Genomic DNA, 24,012 nt, shown 5'->3' on the forward strand with positions numbered 1-24,012 from the left:
AAACAGGGCCGCCTAGTTTATCCAATGAAAATCCTCCAGTAATTAAATTACCTAAAGATACAAAAATTTGTTTAAACCAGAAAACAGTTTGATCCACACCGTAAGATAATTTTGCTCCAATAGAGCTATCCTTAGGTGCCATAACACCGATTTGGCCAACTTTTTCTTCACCTTGTGTTACTTTTTTTGGTGTAACCACTATTTTTTCAATTTCGCCATTACGCTCAATTGCAAAATTAAGTTTTTTATCGGGATTTGCACGAACAATTGTTGTCATATCTGTCCAAGTTGCAATTTTTTTACCATCAATTTCCTTGATTAAATCATTTTCTTTGATGCCTGCAGTTGCTGCAGCAGAACCTGATTGAACATCTCCCATACGTGCATCATTTGATGGCACGCCACCTGATGCAAACGCAAAGATAATGAATAAGAAAAAGGCTAAAATAAAGTTAAATACGGGTCCAGCAGCAATTGTCATGAAACGATGGATCCAAGATTTTGAGCGGAATTGACGGTCATAAGGAGCGATTGCTCGCTTATCATTTCCATCAACAATTTCACAATCTCTTGCAACTGTATAAGTAATTAATTCCTCTGTTTCATCGCCTAATACAATTCCTTTAATAAACAAACTTGTTTCCAATTCAGCTGATGCTACTTCGAATGGTTCAATGTTAGGGTATTTTTCAAGATTTGATGTGACGATTTGTTTAACTTCACCTGCATCATTGAACAATAACCCCACACGATAACCAGCATTAAGGACAATCGGTTCATCATCCTGTCCAGCCATTTGAACGTAACCACCTAAGGGTAGTAGACGTATCGTATAGAGAGTCTCTTTCTTTTTATATGAGAATATTTTAGGTCCAAAACCAATCGCAAATTCGCGAACTAAGATGCCTGCATTTTTAGCAAACAAGAAATGGCCGAGTTCGTGGAAAAAAACAAGTAAACCAAAAACAACTATAAACGCAATTATATTTTCCATTTGTCACTCCTTCTGATTATAACCACGACGTGACACGCTGACGTGTCTCTGTTTCGATAGCTAAAATCGTTTCTAATTCAGGGTTTTTGATGATTGAATGGGCGAGCATCGCTTTTTCAACCAAATTTTCAATATCTAAAAAACTAATTTTTTTTGTTAAGAACGCTTCTACTGCAACTTCATTAGCTGCATTGAGAACAGTTGGCATTGAACCACCTGCTTTACCTGCTTCATAAGACAGGTATAACGCACGAAATCTTTTCATATCAACAGCCTCGAATGATAATTGTCCAATTTTATTTAAATCAAACGGTTCATCATAACTAATGGGTAGACGATTCGGGTACGTTAAGGCATATTGAATCGGTAATCTCATATCAGGCGCACCCATCTGTGCAATCATACTACCATCCACGTAATTGACACATGAATGTATAATAGATTCACGATGAATGGTTACATTGATTTTATCATACGGTAATCCAAATAACCAATGTGCTTCGATAACCTCTAACCCTTTATTAAACAAGGTTGCCGAGTCTATCGTTATTTTTGGTCCCATCGCCCAATTAGGATGGTTTAATGCATCTGCTAATGTAACATTGGCTAACTGTTCACGTGTTTTATCACGAAAACTGCCACCCGAAGCTGTCAATAATATTGAATCTACTGCACGTTTCGAATTCCCCTGAAGCGATTGAAAAATGGCGGAGTGCTCACTATCAACCGGTAGCAATGTTACATTATGTTTTTTAACGGCATCCATCACAAGATGGCCTGCTGTGACAAGTGTTTCTTTATTGGCTAAAGCGATTGTTTTATGTGATTCAATGGCTCGCAAAGTGGGTAATAGTCCCCTACTCCCTAAAATGGCATTCACCAACATTGTACTTTTATGAAATGTCGCCACTTCAATCAAGCCAGCCATCCCATGATAAAAGGTGACAGTCGGAAATTGGTGTGCTAACTGACGCGCTATATCTTTTGTTGCAACACTAACAATTTCAGGTGAAAATTCGCGGATTATTTGAGCTCCTTTTTGAATATTCGATCCAAAAGCTAGTGCTACAATTTGGAAAGCGGCAGGATGTTGTCGCACAACCGCTAAGGTTTGTACTCCTACAGAGCCAGTTGCACCTAGCAAACTAATTTTCATCTCATCACCTCTTTTTTTACATAAATTGTAAAATAATCATCATTGGAAAGACAAACAACCAGCTATCAAAACGGTCATATAGCCCACCATGACCTGGTAAGATTTTCCCTGAATCCTTGACGCCACAATAACGTTTGACACTAGATTCAACCAAATCACCACATTGACCTACAATAGATAATACAATTGTACCTATAATAATATGGAGAAGTGAGAGATCGATTGGGAAAATAAGGGTATAAATAACAGCGACAATAGTAGCAATCACTGTTCCACCGATAGAACCTTCAATTGTTTTATTGGGAGATATTGTTGGTGCTAATTTAGTTTTACCGAACTTGCGCCCTACAAAGTAAGCAAAACTATCTGTTAAAATAACAACTAAAATCCCAAACATTAAGAGATTAAAACTGTCACTTCTAACAGTGATAAACGAACGGAAACCTGCGGCAATATATAAAGAAAGAATAATACCAAGAGCCGCCTGTGCTACATTCACTTTATCAGCTGATAATACACTTGCTGTAAGGTTCATCATTACAATAACAGAGACAATTAAGATAAAACTAATGTTATACTCTGCAAGTCTGTCTAAAATCGATGTTGGGAGTAAAATCACCCATCCTAAAATAAACAGTAAAATACTATCGATAGCAAATAATGAACGTTTTTGCATACGAATAACTTCACCAATAGCAATTGTTGTTATTAAATACATCATTGCTTGAAAAGGCGTTCCGCCGATTACAAGGAAAGGTACAAAAACAGCTAATGCTAATATGGCTGTTATGATACGAGTTTTCATCTTTGTTCACACTCCAAGTTTTTTACTTCAAAATACCACCAAAACGACGGGTTCTATTTTGATACGTTGCGATTGCTTCGCATAAATCTTGATGACTAAAATCTGGCCAATGTTTTTCAACAAAATAGAATTCACTATAGGCAATTTGCCACAACATAAAATTACTCACTCGCATCTCACCGCTAGTACGGATAAGTAAATCGGGATCTGGAAAAGTATGCGTCATTAAGTGCTTTGCAATTAGTTCTTCTGTTAAATCATCTGGCGTTAATTCCTGAGCTAATAGTTCACGCATTGCAGCTTGTGTTGCCGATACTATTTCAGCACGACCACCATAGTTAAGTGCAAAATTCAAAACCAAGCCTGTGTTATTTTTCGTTTTATCCATTGCATCTGTGATGACCTTTTGTGTATGTTTTGGTAAAACATCATGATATCCCATTACATGCACACGAACATTTTCTTTCATCAGATCCGGCATGAATGTTTCAAAAAAATCCACAGGTAATTTCATTAAAAATTGAACTTCTTCATCGGGTCGTTTCCAATTTTCTGTTGAAAAAGCGTATAAAGTTAATACTTCAACACCTAACTTACTGGCAGAGGTCGTAATTTTTTTCACGGTATTCATGCCCTCTTTATGCCCAGCAATTCGAGGTAAAAAACGTTTGTTAGCCCAACGGCCGTTACCATCCATAATGATTGCGATATGTTTCGGAATATTTTCTTTTGATAGTTGCGACTCGATATCGTCGCTGCCATTGTTATTATTAAATAATTTATTAAACATAGTTTATCCCCCACAAGGTTTTATTTCAAAAACCTGACTTATTGTACTCGTTTATCATACCAAAAATACACGTATGATGCATGATTTAGTGGTGAAACTCATCTAATTATTACTATATTATCATAATCAGAGTTGTTTTCTAATGAAATAACCGATCATTCACCCAAAAAAAAGACAGGTGGATGACCGGTTATAATCGAATTTTTAGACAGACATAATCTCGTCTTCTTTATCTTTTGTAATGCTATCAATTTTTTTGATGCTAGCATCTGTGTATTTTTGAACTTCATCAGATAATTGACGTAATTCATCTTCAGTAATATCGCCAGCTTTTTCAGCTTTTTTCAAGTCATCATTTGCATCGCGACGAACGTTACGCACTGATACTTTAGCGTTTTCAGCTTCAGATTTAACTTGTTTAGCTAATACTTTACGACGTTCTTCTGTCAATGCAGGAATAGTTAAACGAATCACTTCGCCATCATTTGAAGGTGTTAAACCTAAGTCTGATGCAAAAATAGCACGTTCAACATCTGATAAAGTACCTTTATCGAATGGTGCAATCATTAAAACGCGTGCTTCTGGCACAGAGATTGCAGCTAATTGGTTTAATGGTGTTTGTGCACCCCAGTATTCTACTGTAATACGATCTAAAATTGATGTATTAGCACGTCCCGCACGGATATTAGCAAGTTCGCGGCTTAAAGCGCCTTCTGCTCCTACCATACGTTCTTTAGCTGAGTTTAAAATTTCTTTTGTCATTTTAATATTTCCCCCTTACAGTCGTTCCAATTTTTTCGCCCATTGCTGCGCGTTTAATATTACCTTCTTCATTTAATGAGAAAACAACAAGTGGAATATCATTATCCATGCTTAATGAAGAAGCCGTTGTATCCATTACTTCTAAACCAGAAGAAATGATTTCAAGGTATGATAATTCTTCAAATTTAGTTGCTGTTGCGTCAGTTTTAGGGTCAGCAGTATAAACACCATCAACATTGTTTTTACCCATTAAAATAACATCTGCTTCAATTTCAGCTGCACGTAATGCTGCCGTAGTATCTGTAGAGAAATAAGGGTTACCTGTTCCAGCTGCGAAGATAACAACGCGGCCTTTTTCAAGGTGACGAATAGCACGACGACGAATATACGGTTCTGCTACTTGACGCATTTCAATAGATGATTGTACACGTGTTGGTACACCCACATTTTCAAGTGAATCTTGTAAAGAAAGTGAGTTCATAACTGTAGCAAGCATGCCCATGTAATCGGCATTTGCACGATCCATACCCATTTCACTTCCAATTTTACCTCGCCAAATATTTCCGCCACCACAAACAATTGCAACTTCAATACCTAGTTCTACTACTTCTTTCACTTGTTTAGCAATTGAGTTCACGACTGTTGGATTGATACCAAAACCTTCTTCTCCTGCTAATGCCTCACCGCTTAACTTAAATACGATTCGTTTATATTTAGGTGTATTCATTATTAACCTCCACTCAATTTTACAATCGATTATTGATATTCTTTAAAAAAAGGGGAGCAAATGCTCCCCCCATAGACTATTTAATTGTTATACCGTCGCTAGGTAGCTCCAGTAATCAATAGTCTGGTTATCTACGTGACACGTAATTAGTTGTTGATTTGGTTCATAACTTCTTCTGCAAAGTTTTCTTCGCGTTTCTCGATACCTTCGCCGACTTCAAAACGAGCAAATTCAAGAACTTTTGCGCCTTTTTCTTCAACAAATTTACCAACAGTTACGTCAGGGTTTTTAACAAATGGTTGGTCAACAAGGCTAATGTCAGACAAGAATTTGTTTAAACGACCAGTGATCATTTTTTCAACGATGTTAGCTGGTTTACCTTCGTTTAATGCTTGTTGAGTTAACACTTCTTTTTCATGTGCTAATTCTTCAGGAGCAACTTCATCACGAGTGATGTATTTAGGGTTAACTGCAGCGATGTGCATTGCAACGTCTTTAGCAGTTGCTTCATCAGTAGTACCTTCGATAACTGTTAAAGCACCGATACGTCCACCCATGTGTAAGTAAGCGCCAAAAGCAGAAGTTTCATTTTTTTCCATGATTACAAAACGGCGTAATGATAATTTTTCACCAATTTTGTTCATTGCAGTAGTGATGTATGTTTCAACAGTTTCGCCTGCGTTGATTTCAGAAGCAAGAGCAGCTTCAAGATCAGCTGGTTTAGAAGCTAATAAGTGCTCGCTTAATTCTTTAACAACAGTTTGGAAACCTTCGTTTTTAGCAACGAAGTCAGTTTCAGCATTTACTTCTAAAAGAACAGCAAAGTTACCATCAGTTAATACATTTGTAATACCTTCAGCAGCAATACGGTCTGCTTTTTTAGCAGCGTTAGAGATACCTTTTTCACGTAGGTAATCGATTGCAGCATCGATATCACCGTTTGTTTCAACTAAAGCTTTTTTACAGTCCATCATACCTGCACCTGTTTTTTCACGTAATTCTTTTACTTGAGCAGCACTAATTTGAGCCATTTTATGTTTCCTCCTAGGACTAAATGTCATTTTATTTTTGTCTTTAAAAAAAGGTGATAAACAAATCAATCTGCTTATCACCTTTTGTTTTTCCGAACGTTTTAGAAATTAGCCTTCAACAGTTTCAGTTGCAACTGCTTCTTCAACTACTTCTTCTTGTCCTTGTTTAGTTTCGATGATAGCGTCAGCCATACGACCTGTTAATAATTTAACAGCACGGATTGCATCGTCGTTTGCAGGGATAACGTAATCAATTTCGTCAGGATCACAGTTAGTATCTACAATACCTACGATTGGAATATTAAGTTTACGAGCTTCTTGAACTGCGATACGTTCTTTACGAGGATCAACGATGAATAATGCATCAGGAATATCTTGCATTTCTTTGATTCCGCCTAAGAAGCGTTCTAATTTCTCTTGCTCTTTCTTAAGTAATACAACTTCTTTTTTAGGTAATACTTCAAAAGTACCGTCTTCTGCCATTTTTTCGATGTCTTTAAGACGACGAACACGTTTTTTGATAGTACCAAAGTTAGTTAATGTTCCACCTAACCAACGGTGGTTAACGTAAAATTGACCTGAACGAATTGCTTCGTCTTTAACTGATTCTTGTGCTTGTTTTTTAGTTCCTACGAAAAGAACGCGTCCACCGTCTTCAGCGATTGATTTTACAAAGTTGAATGCTTCGTCAACTTTTTTCACTGTTTTTTGTAAGTCGATGATGTAGATACCGTTACGTTCTGTAAAGATAAATTTCTTCATTTTTGGGTTCCAACGACGAGTCTGGTGACCGAAGTGAACGCCTGCTTCTAATAATTGTTTCATTGAAATAACTGCCATGATGTTATTCCCTCCTGTGGTTTTATTTTTTTTTGCGATAAAATCGCCCTCTATAAGCATCATTTATACTAGGGACCATTTCCTTTGGTACCTCCCAGCATATCCGCATATATGTGGATTTTAACAACACTGATAATTATATCACGACATTTTTAATAATGCAACACTTAAAATCCTATCAAAACGCTTTTTATACACAAAAAGCTGTTTACTATAACTTTTTCATAAAAATAACTGAAAAACGCATCTAAATCTCACATTTGTCAAAAAAGAGGCACCCTTATGTAGGTACCTCTTCTTCCATAACATTTATTAAACAGTTGCTACTGCTTTTTGGCGTAAAATTAATGGTAAAATTCCACCATTACGGTAGTAGATAACATCAATCAAACTGTCAAAACGAGCGATGACTTGGAATTTCTTCACTGTTTCTCCAAGTGTTGCTGTCACAGTCACTAATTGGCGAACGGTCGCATTATCATCAATTTCAATATCAAATGTTTCTTCACCTGTTAGACCTAATGATTCAGCTGTATCACCTGGTTGATATTGCATGGGTAAAATCCCCATCAATACAAGATTAGAACGGTGAATACGCTCAAAGCTCTCAGCAATAACAGCCTGTACACCTAATAGTTTTGGACCTTTTGCTGCCCAGTCACGACTTGAACCCATACCATAGTCTTTACCTGCTAAGACAACTAATGGCGTCTGTGTCTCTTTGTAGGCCATCGCTGCCTCATAAATAGACGTTACCTTTGTTTCAGGCCAATAGGTTGTGTAACCACCTTCTGTCCCCACAGCGATTTTATTGCGAATACGAATATTTGCAAAGGTGCCTCGCATCATCACATCATGGTGGCCACGTCGCGAACCGTATGAGTTAAATGAACGAATTGGTACATCTTGCTCACGTAAGTATTGTCCTGCAGGTGTATCTTTACCAATCGCACCGGCGGGTGAAATATGATCGGTTGTAACCGAGTCGCCAAAATAGGCTAACACACGCCCACCTTTAATATCAGTAATCGGTGCAATATCCATTGATAGATCATCAAAGAATGGTGGATTAGCGATATACGTTGAATCGTCATTCCAATCATAAGATGCTTCATCTGTTGTTTCAATTGCATTCCACACGTCGTTATCATCAAATACTTGTGCATATTGTTCAATAAAGAGTTCCGGAGTCACAACTTCTTTAACTAATGCTTCAATTTCATGTTTTTCTGGCCAAATATCTCTTAGAAATACAGGTTGTCCTTCTTTATCCGTACCAAGTGATTCTGTTTCAAAATCAAATGCTGTACGCCCTGCTAATGCAAACGCAACAACAAGTGGTGGTGAAGCTAAATAGTTAGCTTTGACTAAAGGATGGATTCTTCCTTCAAAGTTTCGGTTACCACTTAAAACGGATGATACTAACAAGTCTTCTGCTTGAATCGCAGCTTCAATTTCTGGCAGTAAAGGACCTGAGTTACCGATACATGTTGTACAGCCATAACCGACAAGGTTAAAGCCTAATTCATCCATATAAGGTGTTAAACCAGCATTATCTAGATAAGCCGTTACAACCTTTGAGCCTGGAGCTAAGGATGGTTTAACATAATCTGGTACTTTCAAACCTAATTCAACCGCACGTTTAGCAAGCAAACCTGCGCTTAATAATACGTATGGATTGGAAGTATTTGTACACGATGTAATCGCAGCAATCACAACAGCTCCTGTTGGCATTGTCACTTGACGGCCATCATCAAACTTAACTACAGCTTCGCGTTCACTTTCCTCTTTTGATAAACCGAATCCTTGGTTACCTGAGGGTGCAACGAGTGCTGTTTCGAAAGATTCTTTCATCTCAGTTAACGGAATTAAATCTTGTGGGCGTTTAGGCCCTGCTAGGTTAGGTGCGATTTCACTTAAATCAATTGTCACATTAGAAGAATATGTAATTTCTTCGGTCACATCATGGAATAATGCATTTTCTTTTAAGTAACTCTCAATCACTTTAATTTGACGTTGTTTACGTCCTGTTAAGGCTAAGTAGTTCAATGTTTCATTATCAACTGGGAAAAAGCCACAGGTCGCCCCATATTCAGGTGCCATGTTAGCTACTGTCGCACGATCTGATAATGTTAATGTTGCTAAACCTTCACCTGTAAACTCAACGAATTTACCAACAACACCGTGTTCACGTAAAACTTGGGTCACTTTTAATGCTAAATCGGTTGCTGTCGCACCTGGTGGTAACGCATTTGTTAATTTTACACCTACGACTTCAGGAATAGGGAAGTACGATGGCTGACCAAGCATCCCGGCTTCGGCTTCAATGCCACCTACACCCCACCCTAATACGCCCAAAGCGTTAACCATTGTTGTATGTGAATCAGTACCCACTAATGTATCAGGATATAGAATCGTTTTACCAGCTTCTTCTTTTTCGAACACCACACGCGCCAAAAATTCAAGGTTAACTTGGTGAACAATACCAGTTGCTGGCGGCACTGCTTGATAATTATCAAACGCTGACTGTGCCCATTTTAAAAATTCATAACGTTCTTGATTACGCTTGAATTCCAATGCCATATTACGTTGCAAGGCATCTGCTGTTCCATATGTATCTACTTGTACAGAGTGGTCAATTACTAAGTCAACCGGTACTTCCGGGTTAATTGCCTCAGGGTTCCCACCGAGTTTCTGTAATGCGTCACGCATTGCTGCTAAATCAACTACAGCTGGTACACCCGTGAAATCTTGTAGAATAACACGTGCAGGTTTAAACGGCACTTCACCTGGTTGAACAGCTGGTTGCCATTGTGATAATGCCTCAACATGTTCTTCTGTAATAATCAGGCCATCAAATTGACGTAAGACTGATTCCAATAGCACTCGTATGCTGTAAGGTAAAGTCGTCACATCATTTAATTGGTCTTTACAGTAGCTGGCAATATCAAAATAAGTGTACACTTCATTATCGACTGTCAGCTCTGACATATAATCATTGTGTTTTAACATAAGAAGCCCCCCGTTATCATATTTGTATACCTTTCACTATAGCCTTTTTATAGTGATAAGTAAAATAATTTATATTCTAATTTTAACATAAGGAAAACTTATCGTTCGGAAGTTTAATATTTATTTAACAAAAGTTACTAATGCCTTAATGAGTTATACCCTAGCCTAACAATTTTTATTTTAGTATGTTTCCTTGGCCGTATTCTTAGATAACATCGGGATAGTTGCTGGCGTGGTCTCGCATTTATACTTGCGCTTATACTTATACCGGCTAATAAAAATCACGCACTTACAAATGTATCTAAACCCGTTATCCTTCTAACATGTGGTGTTGTCCTTGTTACAATCATACTTGTGTTCTTCAATTTAACCCCTATTTTTGAGAATTTTACCCGTTATGCCGCTATCTCTTTGCTGTTTTCATTGCTAGCTACTCTGTTAGTGATTGATTTAGTTGATTACTTTAAGAAACGAGCCACTAAAAAAGGGAAGCAACTGCGGAATAAATATTTCATAAACATTAACAGTCCTCTGCAGCTGTTTTTTTATTCAAAATTGATAAAATTGAGTTTTTAAACGTAGATCTCTCTCCCCTATTAAGAATCGACAAAAAAGCAACTACCGAAAGGTAGTTGCTTAGATAGAATAATACGATAAAGATTCCAACATAAGGAATGGTACTCAATTGCTTGAAGGATTGGTACTCGCTGTCGCTGCGTCCCATACTGTACTTGTAAGCTCATTTCTTCGCCACAATGTCAGCACCCATACTGTTCTTGTAAGGTCATAACTTCGCAACAATGTCAGCACCCATACTGTTCTTGTAAGGTCATTTCTTCGCAACAATGTCAGCACACATGCTACTTTCGCAAGTTCATAACTTCGCTACAATGTCAGCACCCATACTGTTCTCGTAAAGCGGATAAATCCGCTACGATATTAGCAAAGGATTGGTACTCAACTGCTTGGAGGATTGGTACTCGCTGTCGCTGCGTCCCATACTGTCCTTGTAAGCTCATTTCTTCGCTACAATGTCAGCACCCATACTACTCTCGTAAAGCGGATAAATCCGCTACGATAACAGCAGTTACTTATACAATTCCTTATAGATGTCTTGATAGTATAAAATGTCACGGACATAGATGTCAGAGTGGTTATAATCAAAGATCGCTTTTTTTAGATGTTTACGATCGATGCTGGCTTTTGTTTTATTCAGATAGTTTGCTGTACTATAAATAGCATCCACGGCATTCATTGGATCAGCGATACCATCACCGTCTCCATCAACACCATAACCGCCATATTTAGCGATTATTTTAACATCTGTCAGGTCTTTCTCTGTGACTTCGTTATTTTTACCTGGATAGTTCCATCCTACCCAAGTTAATGGTAAAAACTGCATGGGTCCAATTGCTCCAGCATTTGATACCATTGATTTTGAACGCGAGAAGTTCGTTTCAACCCGATGTACTGCTGCTAGTAGCTGCCAATCGATGTTGTACTCTTTTCCAGCGGCTTTATATGTTTCAATATATTGTTTAGGAATGTGACCTTTGATTTTTATTGCTTGTGATTGCCAGAAACTTCCGAAGAGTAACGTAACAAACACAACTGTAAACAAGAGAAATCCAAAAGCGCGCACAACCCTTTTCATAAGTGTCATGAGCAACTCTCCTATCATGATAATTTATCGGTATTAAAAAGTAATTGTTTTAACTCATTAATGTTTATATTTGCTTTTTGTTCATTCGATGGTAGGATTTGATCAACTAATGATAGTTTTGATTGTTGTAAATCACGAATATTTTCTTCAATCGTACCTTTCGAGATAATTCGAACCACGTCTACATCTTTTGTTTGACCAATTCGATGCGCACGCGCTGCTGCTTGTTGTTCAACTGCGGGATTCCACCATAAATCATAGAGGATAACGCGTGATGCACCGGTTAAGTTAAGTCCCGTTCCTCCGGCTTTAAGCGAAATTAGAAAGACGGTACGTTCACTATTGTTGAATGCCGTTGCCATTTCCATTCGTTTTGAAGCGTTTGTTTTTCCATCTAATAGGAAATAAGGAATGCCTAATTTTTCAAGTTCTTGTCCAATCAGTGGTAGCATTGAAGCAAATTGTGAAAAGATCAGCATCTGTTTATCTTCAGCGGCAGTTTCAGTCACTATTCGTAACAGTTCATCTAACTTCGCCGAGCCTCCTTGATAATCTTCTAAAATCAATCGTGGGTCATCACAAATTTGGCGTAAACGAGTCAACGCTGCTAATATCTGCATTCGTTGTTGTGGCTCGCTTTTATCTTCTTCAAGCGATACGCGCAAACTATTAATAACTTGCATGTAGATTCGTTTTTGCTCAGAGTTTAAATCAATCGATAAATTCGTTTCATTCAAACTAGGCAAATCTGAGAGAATATCTTGTTTCAGTCGACGTAAAATAAATGGTGCTGTTAATTTTTTAACTTCGGCTGGTGGCAATTTTTTAAATTGTGTTAAGACTGGTAAGTAGCCAGGTAAAATAATCTGGAATAACGCCCATAAATCGTCACTTCTATTTTCAATCGGCGTACCACTTAACGCGACTTTATGTTTCGCTTTAACGTGTTTAGCGGCTTGCGAAATAAGTGAACGTGAATTTTTCAATGATTGAGCTTCATCGAGTACAAAACAACCCAGATGATGTTGACGATATTCTTGTAAATCTTCACGCAACATCGCATAACTTGTAATGTAAATTTGATTCTCTTTCATTTCAGCGATAGCTTCTTGACGTTTTACTTTGTTACCATCGATAATTTGAGCTTTAATTTCAGGAGCAAACTTACTCCACTCATTTTGCCAGTTGTAAACAACTGATGATGGACAAACAATCAACGTTGGTTCAAAGGACTCGTATTTGTCTAATAGACTACAAATATAAGCAATTGTTTGAATTGTTTTACCGAGACCCATTTCATCCGCTAAAATACCATTTAACCCGTACTGAGAAAGTAGACTTAACCAACTATAACCTTCAATTTGATGAGGTTGTAGCGTACCGCCCGTTAGTTTTTCACTGACTTTTTCTAAGTCCCAATCACCTGATTGCATCAGGATCATCAAGTCGTGTAATTGATCAGTAATATGAATTTGTGTTTCGCGGTTTTGCATTAGTGGCAACGCACGATAGATAGATAAACGTAATTGGTTTTGTTGCCAATCTGCTGGTTTAATTCGCATCTTACGCAACAAAGCGTGAAGCGCTAATGCTTCTTCTGATTCTAAAGAGATTAAACGCCCTTCTTCATCTTCATACACTAGCTCACCTTCAAGTATATGTTCAATTAATGATTTAGAATGATCTCCTTCAAAGTCTTTAAATTGCACTGAGAAATTGACATAACCATCTTGTGAATCTTCATTAAAATAAGTCTCTACAGGCATTTCTGTAATGATATTTTCTAACGATTCATCCATGACGATTTCAGCGTGCTCTCTTAACAGAGGCACGATATATTTATAGAATACATATCGCTCACTTGCTTTCGCGCTGACCAATACAGTATTTTTTTTCACGTGTAAGGGGGCTTGTTCAAGAATTCGCATAACAGCATGCTCTGCATACGTATCACGAATAAATAATGCTTCGCCGCTTAATTCTGGCGTCCAACGATCAAAAAAGGGATCGTAACCAAAGTCATTATAATAATGAGTGACTTGTAAACGATGCTCGTTATCGATTACCGCAATTTCAATGACGGTATGAATAGGATGATGTACAACTTCCATCTCTTCGAATTCTGGCAACTGAATTAAGGTGATTTTTTCTAAACTTGTCAAAATATAAGAAAAGAAGTTTGAATAATCTTCTTGCAGAACAAAATGGACCGTTTCTTCCGTTTTTTTCAACCACTTTTTAATGATTGTGAACGGCTTAATCGTATGTTCTGAAAAGTGATAAAATGAGCCATCAAAAAAGACAAGTTGTTCTTGTTCGAACAGTAATAATTGCTCAAATTCTTGAAAATCAAAAGAGATGCCTTCTTCAACAAATTGATGATTCAAAGTGATTGGCACTTTTGTATTCTCATAAAACCCTTGAACAGGATAACTAACATCTTGATAAGTGAAAGAGGCTAACTGCATCGGCATTTGTTTTAGTATCCTTACCATCATTTCACTCGTTAACGTTAATTGTTTCTCTTCAGCATAGGTACGTGACCAATCGTTCGTATCATATATTCGCGCCATTCTTGCTAGCTCACTTAGATCAGTTAAAATTTGTTGGTGTGCCTTCGAAAACAAAATATCTTTAAATTCGATTGTTAGACGAGGGTTAACTATGTAATAGGTATCGTTTTCCCAAGCTTTTAAAAATGCACGAATATCTTTTATCACATAATGTGTTTGACCGACTTTACCAATCTGTAAAGAGATAGCGATTTTACGATCCGCTTCCGATACAAACAGCGGCATCAACATATAAGTCAGCTCATAGGGTGTACGTTCTGTTTTTTCGAAATCGTAATGGTAAGTGTCCTCTGCTAAATCCGAGGCAAAATCATTAATCAGTGAAACAGTGGTATTTTTAGGTCTTGGTTTAATTACTTTTTGCTGTACGAGTTCGTCAATGACTTTATTGATATGCACACATCCTGTTTTAGGGTCAGATTCGTATTCACGGCATTCACAACGATAAGTGGGGTCTTTTTCATTTAAGTGAAACGCAGAAACAATATAGCTCACCCGTGTATCTTTGACTGTGGCCATAATCATGTCATGCTCTTTATCTTGACGCATATGAGTTATTGATAGCATTTATTTATCATCCCTTAATGGTAATATTCGAAACATTCTATTATACATATGATCGCCAATCTTTAAAGTACCGTCTGTTTTAAAACCGAGACGCTCATATAGGGCACCTGCTTTAGGATTATGCTGATCACAATTAAGACCTATACGCGTTTCACCCGCTTCGGCTGCCACTTCATTGGCATAATTCAGCAATGCAGAACCAATCCCTTTACCGCGAGCCTCAGAGGAGGTAACTAACGCATCGATGTACCATTCGCCAGGAAACGTTTCAACATCCGGGAAAAGCACCTCGTCGGGTGGAAGATTAAATGAAGCATTATACTGCTTAAATGGTTCATCTAAACGTGCGGCATCACTGCCAGAATAACCACATAAAAAGCCTAAGATAGTACCTGCTTGTTCATACACATAAAAGTTTTTATAACTATAACGTGATTCTTCACCTTCAATAATGGGAATTATTTTATTATTAAGTTCTTCATCAGACTTATATTGTGCAAATACTGGCAACTCAATATCTCTTAAAATAACAGAGAGTAAAGGTGCTATTTGTTTTGCATCTTCTTTTTGGGCATTTCTCATCATAACTATGCAAGTCCTTTCCTACATAAGTGTAAAACTCAATTGTATCTCTCTACAGAATAGCACAAAAAGGGCATTAATTGAAACTAAAATGCGTTGTTGAGCCTTTTGCTGTTTGATTGATAACTAATTTGCTGTGAATGCGTGATTTTAGTTCGGGTACATGTGAAATGATACCTACTAAACGACCATTTGCTTGTGTATCGAGCAACATATCAATCGCTTGTTCAAGTGAATCTGGATCAAGTGTCCCAAACCCTTCATCAATAAAGATTGTCTCTAAAGACATACCACCACTTAATTCTTGAATACAATCGGCCAAAGCCAAAGCTAACGCAAGTGACGCTTTAAAACTTTCACCACCGGAGAGTGTTTTTACATGCCTTGTTTTAGACGTATAAGCATCAATGACAGATAGTTCAAGACCGCTCTGTGCATTCCCTTTTGTTAATTCTGCTTGACGTTGGAGTTGATAACGACCATCAGTCATCGTGCGTAAACGTGGGTTTGCATATTCTAAAATTAAATCAAGAAATGCCGTCAGCACATAACGCTCAAACGTTAATTTAGAACCATTTTTACCACGGGCCACATTTGCTAAATAACTAACTTGTGAATAAACAGACTCTGCTGATACAATCGCAGCCTGTTGCTTACGGTAACCATTGATCAACTGCTCTTCTTGCCCCGCTTGTTGTTGATACACACGCACACGCTGTTCAATAACGTGACGTTCTTCGTTACAAAGGTTTAAATTATTTTGAATACTAGCAATGTCAGGGTAAGTTTGTCCGTCTAATACACCTACTAACGTTGCTAATTGCTCTTTTAATTGCGCATATTTTTGCTGATAAGCCGTGACTTGTTCTTTCAGTTCCAAGAAAACCTCAGAAGCTAAACAAGCTGCTTCAAAACTTGCTTGATCATTAAAACCTGCAGCTCGTTGTTTTTCAAGGATACTATTTGTCATTTCAGTTAAACGTTCTTGCTCTGTATGAAGTGCCTTTTCAGCTGAATCTAATGCTGCAGTTTGTTTAGTGAGCTGAATTTGGTTCGCTTGCACACGTTCAGATACACTTTGTTCTTCCGCTTCAAAAGCAGAAATAATCTGAGTGGCTTCTTCAACAGCTTTAATCACAGCCTTTAAATCATCTGGCCTTGGTGGTGTATCGGCTTCTAATCGCTGACGGTCACTGGCAATTCCTCTAATTTGGGCAACTGCCGTTTTAAGCGCTACTTCCAACGCTTGTTTTTCTTCGAGGTGACGGTTGTAATTAGCAATCAAACGTTGTTGCTTTGCCTTCGCTTCTTCGTATGTTAGTACATAATTAAGTGCGCTGAGTTCCGCTTGCTCATCTTTCAAAGCTTGAACATGCCATTCGTATTGTTCAGAAGCTGTTGTAGCTGTTACATTCAATTTTTCATAACTTGCCGCAATATGCCCAGCTGTTTGTTTTATTTGAAATTGTTTAGTTCTAATTTGAATTTTTGTTTCTTCTATTTGTGACAAAACACCCTTCATCAACTGCTCAATATCCGCAAGTGCTTTCTCACTATCAATCAAATGAGCCGCTTCTGCTATATGAGGATGAGACTCAGAACCACAAACAGGGCAAGCATCCCCTTCCTGTAGTTGTGAAGCAATTTGTGCCACAAGCTGTTGACGTTCCTCTGCAATAATGTTCGAGCGCTCTTGTTGCAAGCGTTCGCTCTTGGCAACTTCTTTTGCAAGTTGTTGTTCAAGATAACCCACTGCCTCTGTATCGCGTGACGAAGCATCAAGAAGTTCATCCACTTCACTATAAAGCTGCAACCAACGTTGTTGTTCTTCCATCCGTTGTGTTATAAGTAGACGTTGTGTTTCCTGACCTTGTGCACGCTCAACATGTTTTTCTGCTTCTACCACCAATTGATTATCCGTCTCTAATAGCACAACTTGACGATCAAATTTTTCCTTATTGGCTTCTTGAGCTTTGACAATAGTGTTCATTTGCTCCTGCAAACTTTGCAGTTGTTGCCAGGCAGGCAAATAGCGTTGCCATTCTGCTGTTTCTGCTTTTGTTGTGAGGTACTGTTCACGTTTTGCTTCCAATTCTGCTTTTGTTGTTGTTAATTGGTCTGTTGTACTATTTAACAACGTTAATTCTTCTGCAGCGGTTTTAACCAGCTGTTCTTTTTCAAGTATGGCAGCTTTAATTTTTTCTTGTTCACTGATCCATGCCATAATCGGTTGAGCTGCTGTTGCTTGTTCCAATAAATGACTTTGTCTAGACTGTTCCTCTGCCTGTTCTTCTAATGTTGCCAAAGATGTCGTTACTTGCTCACGCTGTTCCCATTGACGAATAAGCGTTTGTGCAATTGCAAGCTCCTGTTGGATTTTTGTATGGCGCTGTTCAACGCTGTTTTTTTGCATCTCTGTACTTTCTAAAGCTGCTAAAGTTGCTTGATTCAACGTTGCTAAATGAGCCATAATATCGGAATGTTGTTGTAAATTTTCATCTGCAGCAGCCAATTCATGGTAATCGTCACGTAACCCTTGCAATTGACGATCGATAACTTTCACAACTTCTTCAGATTCACGCTGTTTTTCAAAGAGTTGTTCCTGAATTTTTTTGTAGATGGCTGTATCCGCTAATTTTTGTAAAATCTCTTCTTTGTCTTTACTGTTGCTCATTAATAATTCACGGAATTCATTTTGAGGAATCATCATTATTTGACGAAATTGCGTAACGGTTAAAGGTATAATCCCTGCCATTGCCTCTTGAACATCGCGTATATTGGCGCCAAGTACTGTTTCAGTATCTGATTCGAGTTTAAATAACGAGGCTTCCCCGCTAATTAAGCGTTGGCCAGAGCCACGTTTTTTATTAAGTAATTGTTGTGGGCGTCGAACAATACGATACCTGACACCATTAGTGTCAAAAGTAAGGCTTACTTCTGTTGGTGTATCTGCATCCGCATAATCGGAGCGTAGTGATTGTGAATCGCGCATATCACCATTGGCTTCGCCATATAAAGCAAAGCTCATCGCATCAAAGAGGGTTGATTTCCCTGCACCTGTTTTCCCTGTAATTAAAAAGATATGTTCGGATGCTAACTCTCGGAAGTCAATCACCTGTTTTTTTGCATAGGGTCCAAATGCCTCTATTATCAATTCAATTGGTTTCATCTATTCACCTCTTCTACTCTCATCAATTACATTTTGCATAAACTCACGATCAACATCAGTAAGTGGTTGTTGCTCAACTGTTTCAAAAAACTGCGAAAACAGGGTTAGGATATCCGCTTGTTTTAAATCTTTGAATTGTTGCCCTTGTTGATGAATAGCCGTTTGTGCTGCCCGCTCTAAATGTAAAAGGTGTGGGAAAACTTCCTTCAAACGACGCATCGGTTCATAAACATCCCCCACATCAGTGAGTGTTATTTGTAAATAATCATCCACAGGTCCAAAAGCAGTCGGTTCAGCTAATAAAGCTGCCATCTCGGCTTTGACTAGACGCATGTCTCGTTGAGGGTGTAAAGGAACTTCACGCATCTGCAACTCTCCCTTTTGCGGGACAGTGATAATGCGAACACTTTTTTGATCCTTTACTTCGGAAAAAGAATATTTCAATAATGAACCAGAATAACTCACCGTCCCTTGAGGTAGGGTGTCTGTGGTTATTTTTCCTAAAGCATGTGGGCGATGTAAATGACCTAGAGCAGTATAATCAAATGCTTTAAATAGTTTTGCACTCACAGCATCAACACCCCCCATTGCTAATGGGCGTTCTGATTCGCTTGGTTCAGCGCCAGTTACGAATAGATGTGCCATTGCAATTTGACGTTTAGAGCGATCCATTAGTGGTTCAATCTGTTCAATAATCCGTCGCATCGCAGCTTCTTGCGTACGAATGGTACTGTCTTCAAAGTAGGCAGCCGCTTCGAGATTTTCAAAAAAAGGAATTAACCAAAATTGCACATCGCCAATGGTAACAGGTTTGAAAATTTGACTGATTTGAGTGGTCAAATAAAAACCATTTTTCTGATACCAACTGCTACCAAAATTTAAACGATTGCTACTATCATGATTTCCACTAATTGCGACAATCGGAATTTTAAGTTCTAAGTTAATCGTTGCTAACGTCTCATTTAAAAGTTCGACTGCTTCCAAAGGTGGAATAGCACGATCGTATAAATCACCTGCAATCATTAAAACATCAGCAGCTTCATCCTTAAGCAATTCAACGAGTTGTTGCAGTTGATAGGCCTGATCCTCAGTCAATGATTGTCCGGAAACGATTTTACCGAGATGCCAATCAGCTGTATGTACAATTTTCATTCTTGTCTCGTCCTTTCTGTATCTCTGTAATAGTCTAATTATACACTAAAAAAAGCTATTGCCCTCCCTTTTCTACACAATAAACAGTGTGAGGCATATCTATTTGTCTATAATGTTTTATAATCGTCTTAATTGGTGTCATCTGATTGCGTAACGCTACTGCCTGCGAGGCCCTATTTGTATCGCGAATAATTGAAAATACTTTATCAGCTCCCAATCTTTTAAAAGCATATTTTTTACACGCTATTGCAGCTTCAGTGGCAAAACCTTGATGCCAATAGTCGGCATTAAATAAGTAACCGACCTCTAATAAATGTTCACCTTCAACTTCTTGCCAGGTCAAACCACATTGTCCGATAAAGCGTCCATTTTCTTTTAAAATAACTGCCCATAATCCAATACCGTGATCACGGTAATTGCGTTGTTGTTTTGCTAACCAGTCTGAAACTTCTGTATCGTTAAACGCTCCTTCGTAGGCAGTCATCACTTTATCATCCTGTAGTATTAAACATAAATCAGTGAAATCCTTCGTTGTCATTTCTCTTAAAAAAAGTCTTTCTGTGGTTATCATTTGCTCACATCCTTAACTATAATGATACTAGAAGGTACTATTTCCGTTTGTTTTCCCACTAGTATTAGACCATTTGTGTAATAAATATTAACTTAAACCCTTTTCAATTAGCTGATAACCCTCTATAATTAATAAAGAAGTCTTTGAAAATCAATCGACAGGAGTGTCCTATCATGTTTTATAATTTTGCAAGATCTATTATTGCTTTTTGTCTCCTTGTAATTAATGGACGTTATACTGTCCAAAACAGAGACAAAGTAATTCCTGCACCATTCGTACTTGTTTCACCTCACACATCGTGGCTTGAAATTTTGTACTTAGGTGTAACAATCAAACCGATAAAAATTCATTTTATGGCTAAAGAAGAACTCTTTCATAACAAATTATTTGGTAAAGTTTTACGCGGTTTAAAAGCATTTCCCGTCAATCGTACAAACCCTGGACCAAGCGCACTTAAAGTCCCTGTTAAGTTGTTAAAAGATGGTAATGTTCTTGGTATTTTCCCTTCAGGTACACGTAAAAACACTCACAACCAATTAAAACGTGGGGCTGTTACAATTGCTAAAATGGCCAAGGTACCGATTGTACCTGCTTATTACGATGGTCCTCAAAATGTGAAAGATTGGTTTAAACGCCATAAAGTTACGATTCGTTATGGTGAACCTATCTATATGGATGATGCTAAAACAAAAGAGGCACTTGAAGAAAAATCATTGTTATTAGTCGCTGCTTTTGAGAAACTTCGTTTAGAGGTTGAAGCCTCTAAAAAACAAAAATAGTATAAAAAGAATCATCCGCTATAATGGCAGATGATTCTTTTTTTTGCAGAATAAACGTTAAAATTTCCGGCTGCTTCCACCGCCGCCGCTTGAACCGCCGCCGCCAAAGGAGCCTCCTCCACCAAAACCGCCGCCAGATCCGCCGCCGAAGCCGCCTCCTGAACCACCACCACGGTTGTTGTTACTGAGTAGTGATAATATCCATAAAATAGTACCGACGTTATTGCCGCCTCCTGAACCGCCTTTTCCACCTCGACCACTAAAAAGTGCGAGTAGGATAACAATTAACAGGATAGCAATACCAATACCGCCACCAAAACCAGAAGAATTATCTTCTGATACACTCGTATCGACATCATAACCAGCAAAAATAGTATCGTTATTAAACTCATATTCTTTATTAACTTTTACTGCTACTTCTGTAAAGATACCTTTTAACGCTTTGTCAAAATCATCACTTTTCAAAGCAGCCATATTGTTATCCAAAATGGCACCTGTTCCGCTATCTGTGAGCGCACCTTCGAGCCCGTATCCTACTTCGATGTGGATATTACGATCCCCTTTTGAGAACAGTATCAACACTCCATTATCTGTTGCTTTATTTCCTATTTTCCATTTTTCAAATAGTTTAACAGCATAATCGTTAATCTCTTGACCTTGTAGACTGTCAACTGTTGCTACCACAATTTGTGGTTTTTCTTTGGTTGATTCATAATTCTTGTTGACATCAATCATGTATTTAGTCGTATCTGTTGTTAGAATCCCTGCTTCATCAGATACATAAAAAGCCTTTGTTGGTTCAGGATATTTAACAGCTGCATGAACGACTGGTAACGTCACAAATGATGTTAACATTATCAAAAGGATACTTACTAAAAAGAGCGGATGGTTTAATTTCCGCATAACGAGACACCTCCCAGTGACTTTAATTAGTCGAGATCAACGGTTGGTGCTTTGTCTGCTCCAGCTGTCGCTTCGAAGAATTTCATTTTCTCAAAACCAAACATTCCCGCAACAATTGAACCTGGGAAACGTTTTGTTTTGGCATTGTAATCTTTAACGACTTTATTATAACGATCACGTTCAACTGAAATACGGTTTTCTGTACCCGCTAACTCGTCCATTAATTTTGTAACATTTTCATTTGATTTTAAATCAGGATAATTCTCTGTGACTACTAACAAACGTGAAAGTGCGCTATCTAACTGATTACTAGCTTCAACCTTTTCATTTGTTGATTTCGCAGAACCATACTGAGTACGTGCTTCAGCAATTTGACCAAAGACTTCTTTTTCTTGTTTCATACTTCCTTTAACACTGTTTACTAGGTTAGGAATTAAATCAAAACGACGTTGTAATTTAGAATCAACGTTTGCCCATTGTTCTTCGACATCATTTTGTACAGTCACCAAACTATTGTAAGTACTCACAACTGGAATAGCTACAACTGCTAAAATAGCAACAATAATAATACCTATTTTCATCCAACTTTTCACTTTTCATTCCCCATTTCATTTCATCTAAATTAGTTACTATCCGACTAGTTTAATTATACACTAAAGTAAAAGTAGTTATCAATTGGATCTCTTTTTATACTACACATTGCTATACTATCTACAATAGTTAAAAAATCATTTTCAGTAAATAACACTTGTAATAGAAGTAATGAAAAAACCGTATGTTTTTCTCATCAACTAGTACAAAAAGTCATAGTCACTTAAATAATGTTGAAGCTAAAAGGGGTTTGATACAATGATCGCTAATATTATTGGTCAAATAATTGTTTTTCTTTCAATTACTGTAGGTGTTTTTGGGCTTTTACTAATTATCATTAGTCTTTTTTCAAAAACAAAACTTTCTAAATATGGGCTAATTTTTATAATTGTCGGTATTTTGATGTATGCTGCGACATTTTTGTTCAACCTAATAGATTCCAGTCATTACTGAAAAGTAATATGAAAAATAGACTGCTGATTTTCGATTAAATATCAAAAATCAACAGTCTAATTAAGTTTAGTTAATATAATAGAAGTACATTAATATTAGGGGGTAATGCTAGATCAGTTGTTTCTTTAACGTACAAAGTCAAACAGTATCAAATTAAGCATGCTGTTCTCATATTTTGTAAATTAAGAAATATAAGACTTCAAATAAATGCTATATTGCCTCTTTTATAAGTCCCCTATTTTATATGAACTCTATCTTATAAAAAGTCCGGATTTCTTTGGGGTACTAAAGAGATCAACTATTAATTAACATGCTGAAATTCCGATTAATGTGAAGAATGGGACTGCGAAGAACCCAAGGATCGCTGCTGTAAACATTTGAACACCTCCTTTTTAACTTTTTTATAATGATTAACAAAATTTAATTGATGCTAATCCACCGACTAAAAGTAATGGTGCTGCAAATAAAAGTCCTACTACCATTATGCTCACCTCCTATTCAACTTATTTTGAGAATGTATTATTTTCTGATTAACATGCTGAAATTCCGATTAACGTGAAGAATGGGACTGCGAAGAACCCAAGGATCGCTGCTGTAAACATTTGAACACTTCCTTTTTAATTTTTTTGTACTCATTAACAAAATTTAATTGATGCTAGTCCTCCGACTAAAAGTAACGGTGCTGCAAATAAAAGTCCTACTACCATTATGCTCAACTCCTTTTTAACTTATTTTGAGAATGTATTATTTTCTGATTAACATGCTGAAATTCCAATTAACGTGAAGAATGGGACTGCGAAGAACCCAAGGATTGCTGCTGTAAACATTTGAACACCTCCTATTTAATTTTTTTTGTACTCATTAACAAAATTTGATTGATGCTAGTCCTCCG

Annotated in this window: 18 protein-coding genes; 1 reads left to right on the plus strand and 17 read right to left on the minus strand. The window is 37.5% G+C overall.

Annotation, left to right across the window (positions count from 1 at the left end):
- From rseP to IKV95_RS01620, 15 genes are all read right to left on the minus strand, one after another.
- Positions 1–994 (minus strand): RIP metalloprotease RseP (gene rseP / locus IKV95_RS01550; protein WP_287451341.1); only part of this gene is annotated, 994 nt, incomplete at its 3' end.
- Positions 995–1,010: 16 nt separating this feature from the next.
- Positions 1,011–2,150 (minus strand): 1-deoxy-D-xylulose-5-phosphate reductoisomerase, encoded by a 1,140-nt coding sequence (locus IKV95_RS01555; protein ID WP_069125848.1) that lies wholly within the window; start codon positions 2,148–2,150, stop codon positions 1,011–1,013.
- 16 nt (positions 2,151–2,166) lie between these two features.
- Entirely contained in the window at positions 2,167–2,955 is a 789-nt protein-coding gene (locus tag IKV95_RS01560) for a phosphatidate cytidylyltransferase (protein WP_029091783.1), read from the minus strand.
- 22 nt (positions 2,956–2,977) lie between these two features.
- Entirely contained in the window at positions 2,978–3,745 is a 768-nt protein-coding gene (locus IKV95_RS01565) for an undecaprenyl pyrophosphate synthase (RefSeq protein WP_029091784.1), read from the minus strand.
- Positions 3,746–3,949: 204 nt separating this feature from the next.
- Positions 3,950–4,507 carry a ribosome recycling factor gene (frr, locus tag IKV95_RS01570; protein WP_029091785.1) on the minus strand — a complete coding sequence of 186 codons (558 nt, stop codon included), beginning with the start codon at positions 4,505–4,507 and terminating at the stop codon, positions 3,950–3,952.
- Position 4,508: 1 nt separating this feature from the next.
- Positions 4,509–5,234 carry a UMP kinase gene (gene pyrH / locus IKV95_RS01575; protein WP_029091786.1) on the minus strand — a complete coding sequence of 242 codons (726 nt, stop codon included), beginning with the start codon at positions 5,232–5,234 and terminating at the stop codon, positions 4,509–4,511.
- A gap of 146 nt (positions 5,235–5,380) precedes the next feature.
- Positions 5,381–6,265, minus strand: coding sequence for a translation elongation factor Ts (gene tsf / locus IKV95_RS01580; protein WP_029091787.1), 885 nt, complete (start codon positions 6,263–6,265; stop codon positions 5,381–5,383).
- 108 nt (positions 6,266–6,373) lie between these two features.
- Entirely contained in the window at positions 6,374–7,105 is a 732-nt protein-coding gene (rpsB, locus tag IKV95_RS01585) for a 30S ribosomal protein S2 (protein ID WP_029091788.1), read from the minus strand.
- Positions 7,106–7,417: 312 nt separating this feature from the next.
- Positions 7,418–10,117 (minus strand): aconitate hydratase AcnA, encoded by a 2,700-nt coding sequence (gene acnA / locus IKV95_RS01590; RefSeq protein WP_029091789.1) that lies wholly within the window; start codon positions 10,115–10,117, stop codon positions 7,418–7,420.
- Positions 10,118–11,204: 1,087 nt separating this feature from the next.
- Positions 11,205–11,780, minus strand: coding sequence for a lytic transglycosylase domain-containing protein (locus tag IKV95_RS01595; RefSeq protein WP_051535990.1), 576 nt, complete (start codon positions 11,778–11,780; stop codon positions 11,205–11,207).
- A 14-nt stretch (positions 11,781–11,794) separates the two neighbouring features.
- Positions 11,795–14,920, minus strand: coding sequence for a DEAD/DEAH box helicase (locus IKV95_RS01600; RefSeq protein WP_069118982.1), 3,126 nt, complete (start codon positions 14,918–14,920; stop codon positions 11,795–11,797).
- Positions 14,921–15,505, minus strand: coding sequence for a GNAT family N-acetyltransferase (locus tag IKV95_RS01605; protein WP_069118983.1), 585 nt, complete (start codon positions 15,503–15,505; stop codon positions 14,921–14,923).
- 73 nt (positions 15,506–15,578) lie between these two features.
- Positions 15,579–18,671: an AAA family ATPase gene (locus tag IKV95_RS01610; protein ID WP_287451342.1), complete on the minus strand. Its 3,093-nt coding sequence runs from the start codon at positions 18,669–18,671 to the stop codon at positions 15,579–15,581.
- Positions 18,672–19,823, minus strand: a complete 1,152-nt coding sequence (locus IKV95_RS01615; RefSeq protein ID WP_029091794.1) for an exonuclease SbcCD subunit D — start codon at positions 19,821–19,823, stop codon at positions 18,672–18,674.
- A 55-nt stretch (positions 19,824–19,878) separates the two neighbouring features.
- Positions 19,879–20,394 carry a GNAT family N-acetyltransferase gene (locus IKV95_RS01620; protein WP_029091795.1) on the minus strand — a complete coding sequence of 172 codons (516 nt, stop codon included), beginning with the start codon at positions 20,392–20,394 and terminating at the stop codon, positions 19,879–19,881.
- Between the two features lie 173 nt (positions 20,395–20,567).
- On the opposite strand from IKV95_RS01620, the gene IKV95_RS01625 reads away from it, so the two are divergent.
- Complete coding sequence (locus IKV95_RS01625) at positions 20,568–21,173, plus strand: lysophospholipid acyltransferase family protein (protein ID WP_069118986.1); 606 nt, start codon at positions 20,568–20,570, stop codon at positions 21,171–21,173.
- 57 nt (positions 21,174–21,230) lie between these two features.
- On the opposite strand, the gene IKV95_RS01630 is transcribed toward IKV95_RS01625, so the two are convergent.
- Both IKV95_RS01630 and IKV95_RS01635 read right to left on the minus strand, forming a co-directional pair.
- Entirely contained in the window at positions 21,231–22,076 is an 846-nt protein-coding gene (locus IKV95_RS01630; protein WP_029091797.1) for a TPM domain-containing protein, read from the minus strand.
- 26 nt (positions 22,077–22,102) lie between these two features.
- Complete coding sequence (locus tag IKV95_RS01635) at positions 22,103–22,669, minus strand: LemA family protein (protein ID WP_029091798.1); 567 nt, start codon at positions 22,667–22,669, stop codon at positions 22,103–22,105.
- Positions 22,670–24,012: the final 1,343 nt, after the last annotated feature.

The sequence above is a fragment of the Brochothrix sp. genome (assembly GCF_017549435.1).
Lineage (GTDB): Bacteria > Bacillota > Bacilli > Lactobacillales > Listeriaceae > Brochothrix > Brochothrix thermosphacta.

Excerpts from the sequence above, each read along its gene's own strand:
- IKV95_RS01555 (WP_069125848.1), bottom strand. The coding sequence starts at position 2,150 with ATGAAAATTAGTTTGCTAGGTGCAACTGGCTCTGTAGGAGTACAAACC.
- IKV95_RS01560 (WP_029091783.1), bottom strand. The coding sequence starts at position 2,955 with ATGAAAACTCGTATCATAACAGCCATATTAGCATTAGCTGTTTTTGTA.
- IKV95_RS01565 (WP_029091784.1), bottom strand. The coding sequence starts at position 3,745 with ATGTTTAATAAATTATTTAATAATAACAATGGCAGCGACGATATCGAG.
- frr (WP_029091785.1), bottom strand. The coding sequence starts at position 4,507 with ATGACAAAAGAAATTTTAAACTCAGCTAAAGAACGTATGGTAGGAGCA.
- pyrH (WP_029091786.1), bottom strand. The coding sequence starts at position 5,234 with ATGAATACACCTAAATATAAACGAATCGTATTTAAGTTAAGCGGTGAG.
- tsf (WP_029091787.1), bottom strand. The coding sequence starts at position 6,265 with ATGGCTCAAATTAGTGCTGCTCAAGTAAAAGAATTACGTGAAAAAACA.
- rpsB (WP_029091788.1), bottom strand. The coding sequence starts at position 7,105 with ATGGCAGTTATTTCAATGAAACAATTATTAGAAGCAGGCGTTCACTTC.
- acnA (WP_029091789.1), bottom strand. The coding sequence starts at position 10,117 with ATGTTAAAACACAATGATTATATGTCAGAGCTGACAGTCGATAATGAA.
- IKV95_RS01595 (WP_051535990.1), bottom strand. The coding sequence starts at position 11,780 with ATGACACTTATGAAAAGGGTTGTGCGCGCTTTTGGATTTCTCTTGTTT.
- IKV95_RS01600 (WP_069118982.1), bottom strand. The coding sequence starts at position 14,920 with ATGCTATCAATAACTCATATGCGTCAAGATAAAGAGCATGACATGATT.
- IKV95_RS01605 (WP_069118983.1), bottom strand. The coding sequence starts at position 15,505 with ATGATGAGAAATGCCCAAAAAGAAGATGCAAAACAAATAGCACCTTTA.
- IKV95_RS01610 (WP_287451342.1), bottom strand. The coding sequence starts at position 18,671 with ATGAAACCAATTGAATTGATAATAGAGGCATTTGGACCCTATGCAAAA.
- IKV95_RS01615 (WP_029091794.1), bottom strand. The coding sequence starts at position 19,823 with ATGAAAATTGTACATACAGCTGATTGGCATCTCGGTAAAATCGTTTCC.
- IKV95_RS01620 (WP_029091795.1), bottom strand. The coding sequence starts at position 20,394 with ATGATAACCACAGAAAGACTTTTTTTAAGAGAAATGACAACGAAGGAT.
- IKV95_RS01625 (WP_069118986.1), top strand. The coding sequence starts at position 20,568 with ATGTTTTATAATTTTGCAAGATCTATTATTGCTTTTTGTCTCCTTGTA.
- IKV95_RS01630 (WP_029091797.1), bottom strand. The coding sequence starts at position 22,076 with ATGCGGAAATTAAACCATCCGCTCTTTTTAGTAAGTATCCTTTTGATA.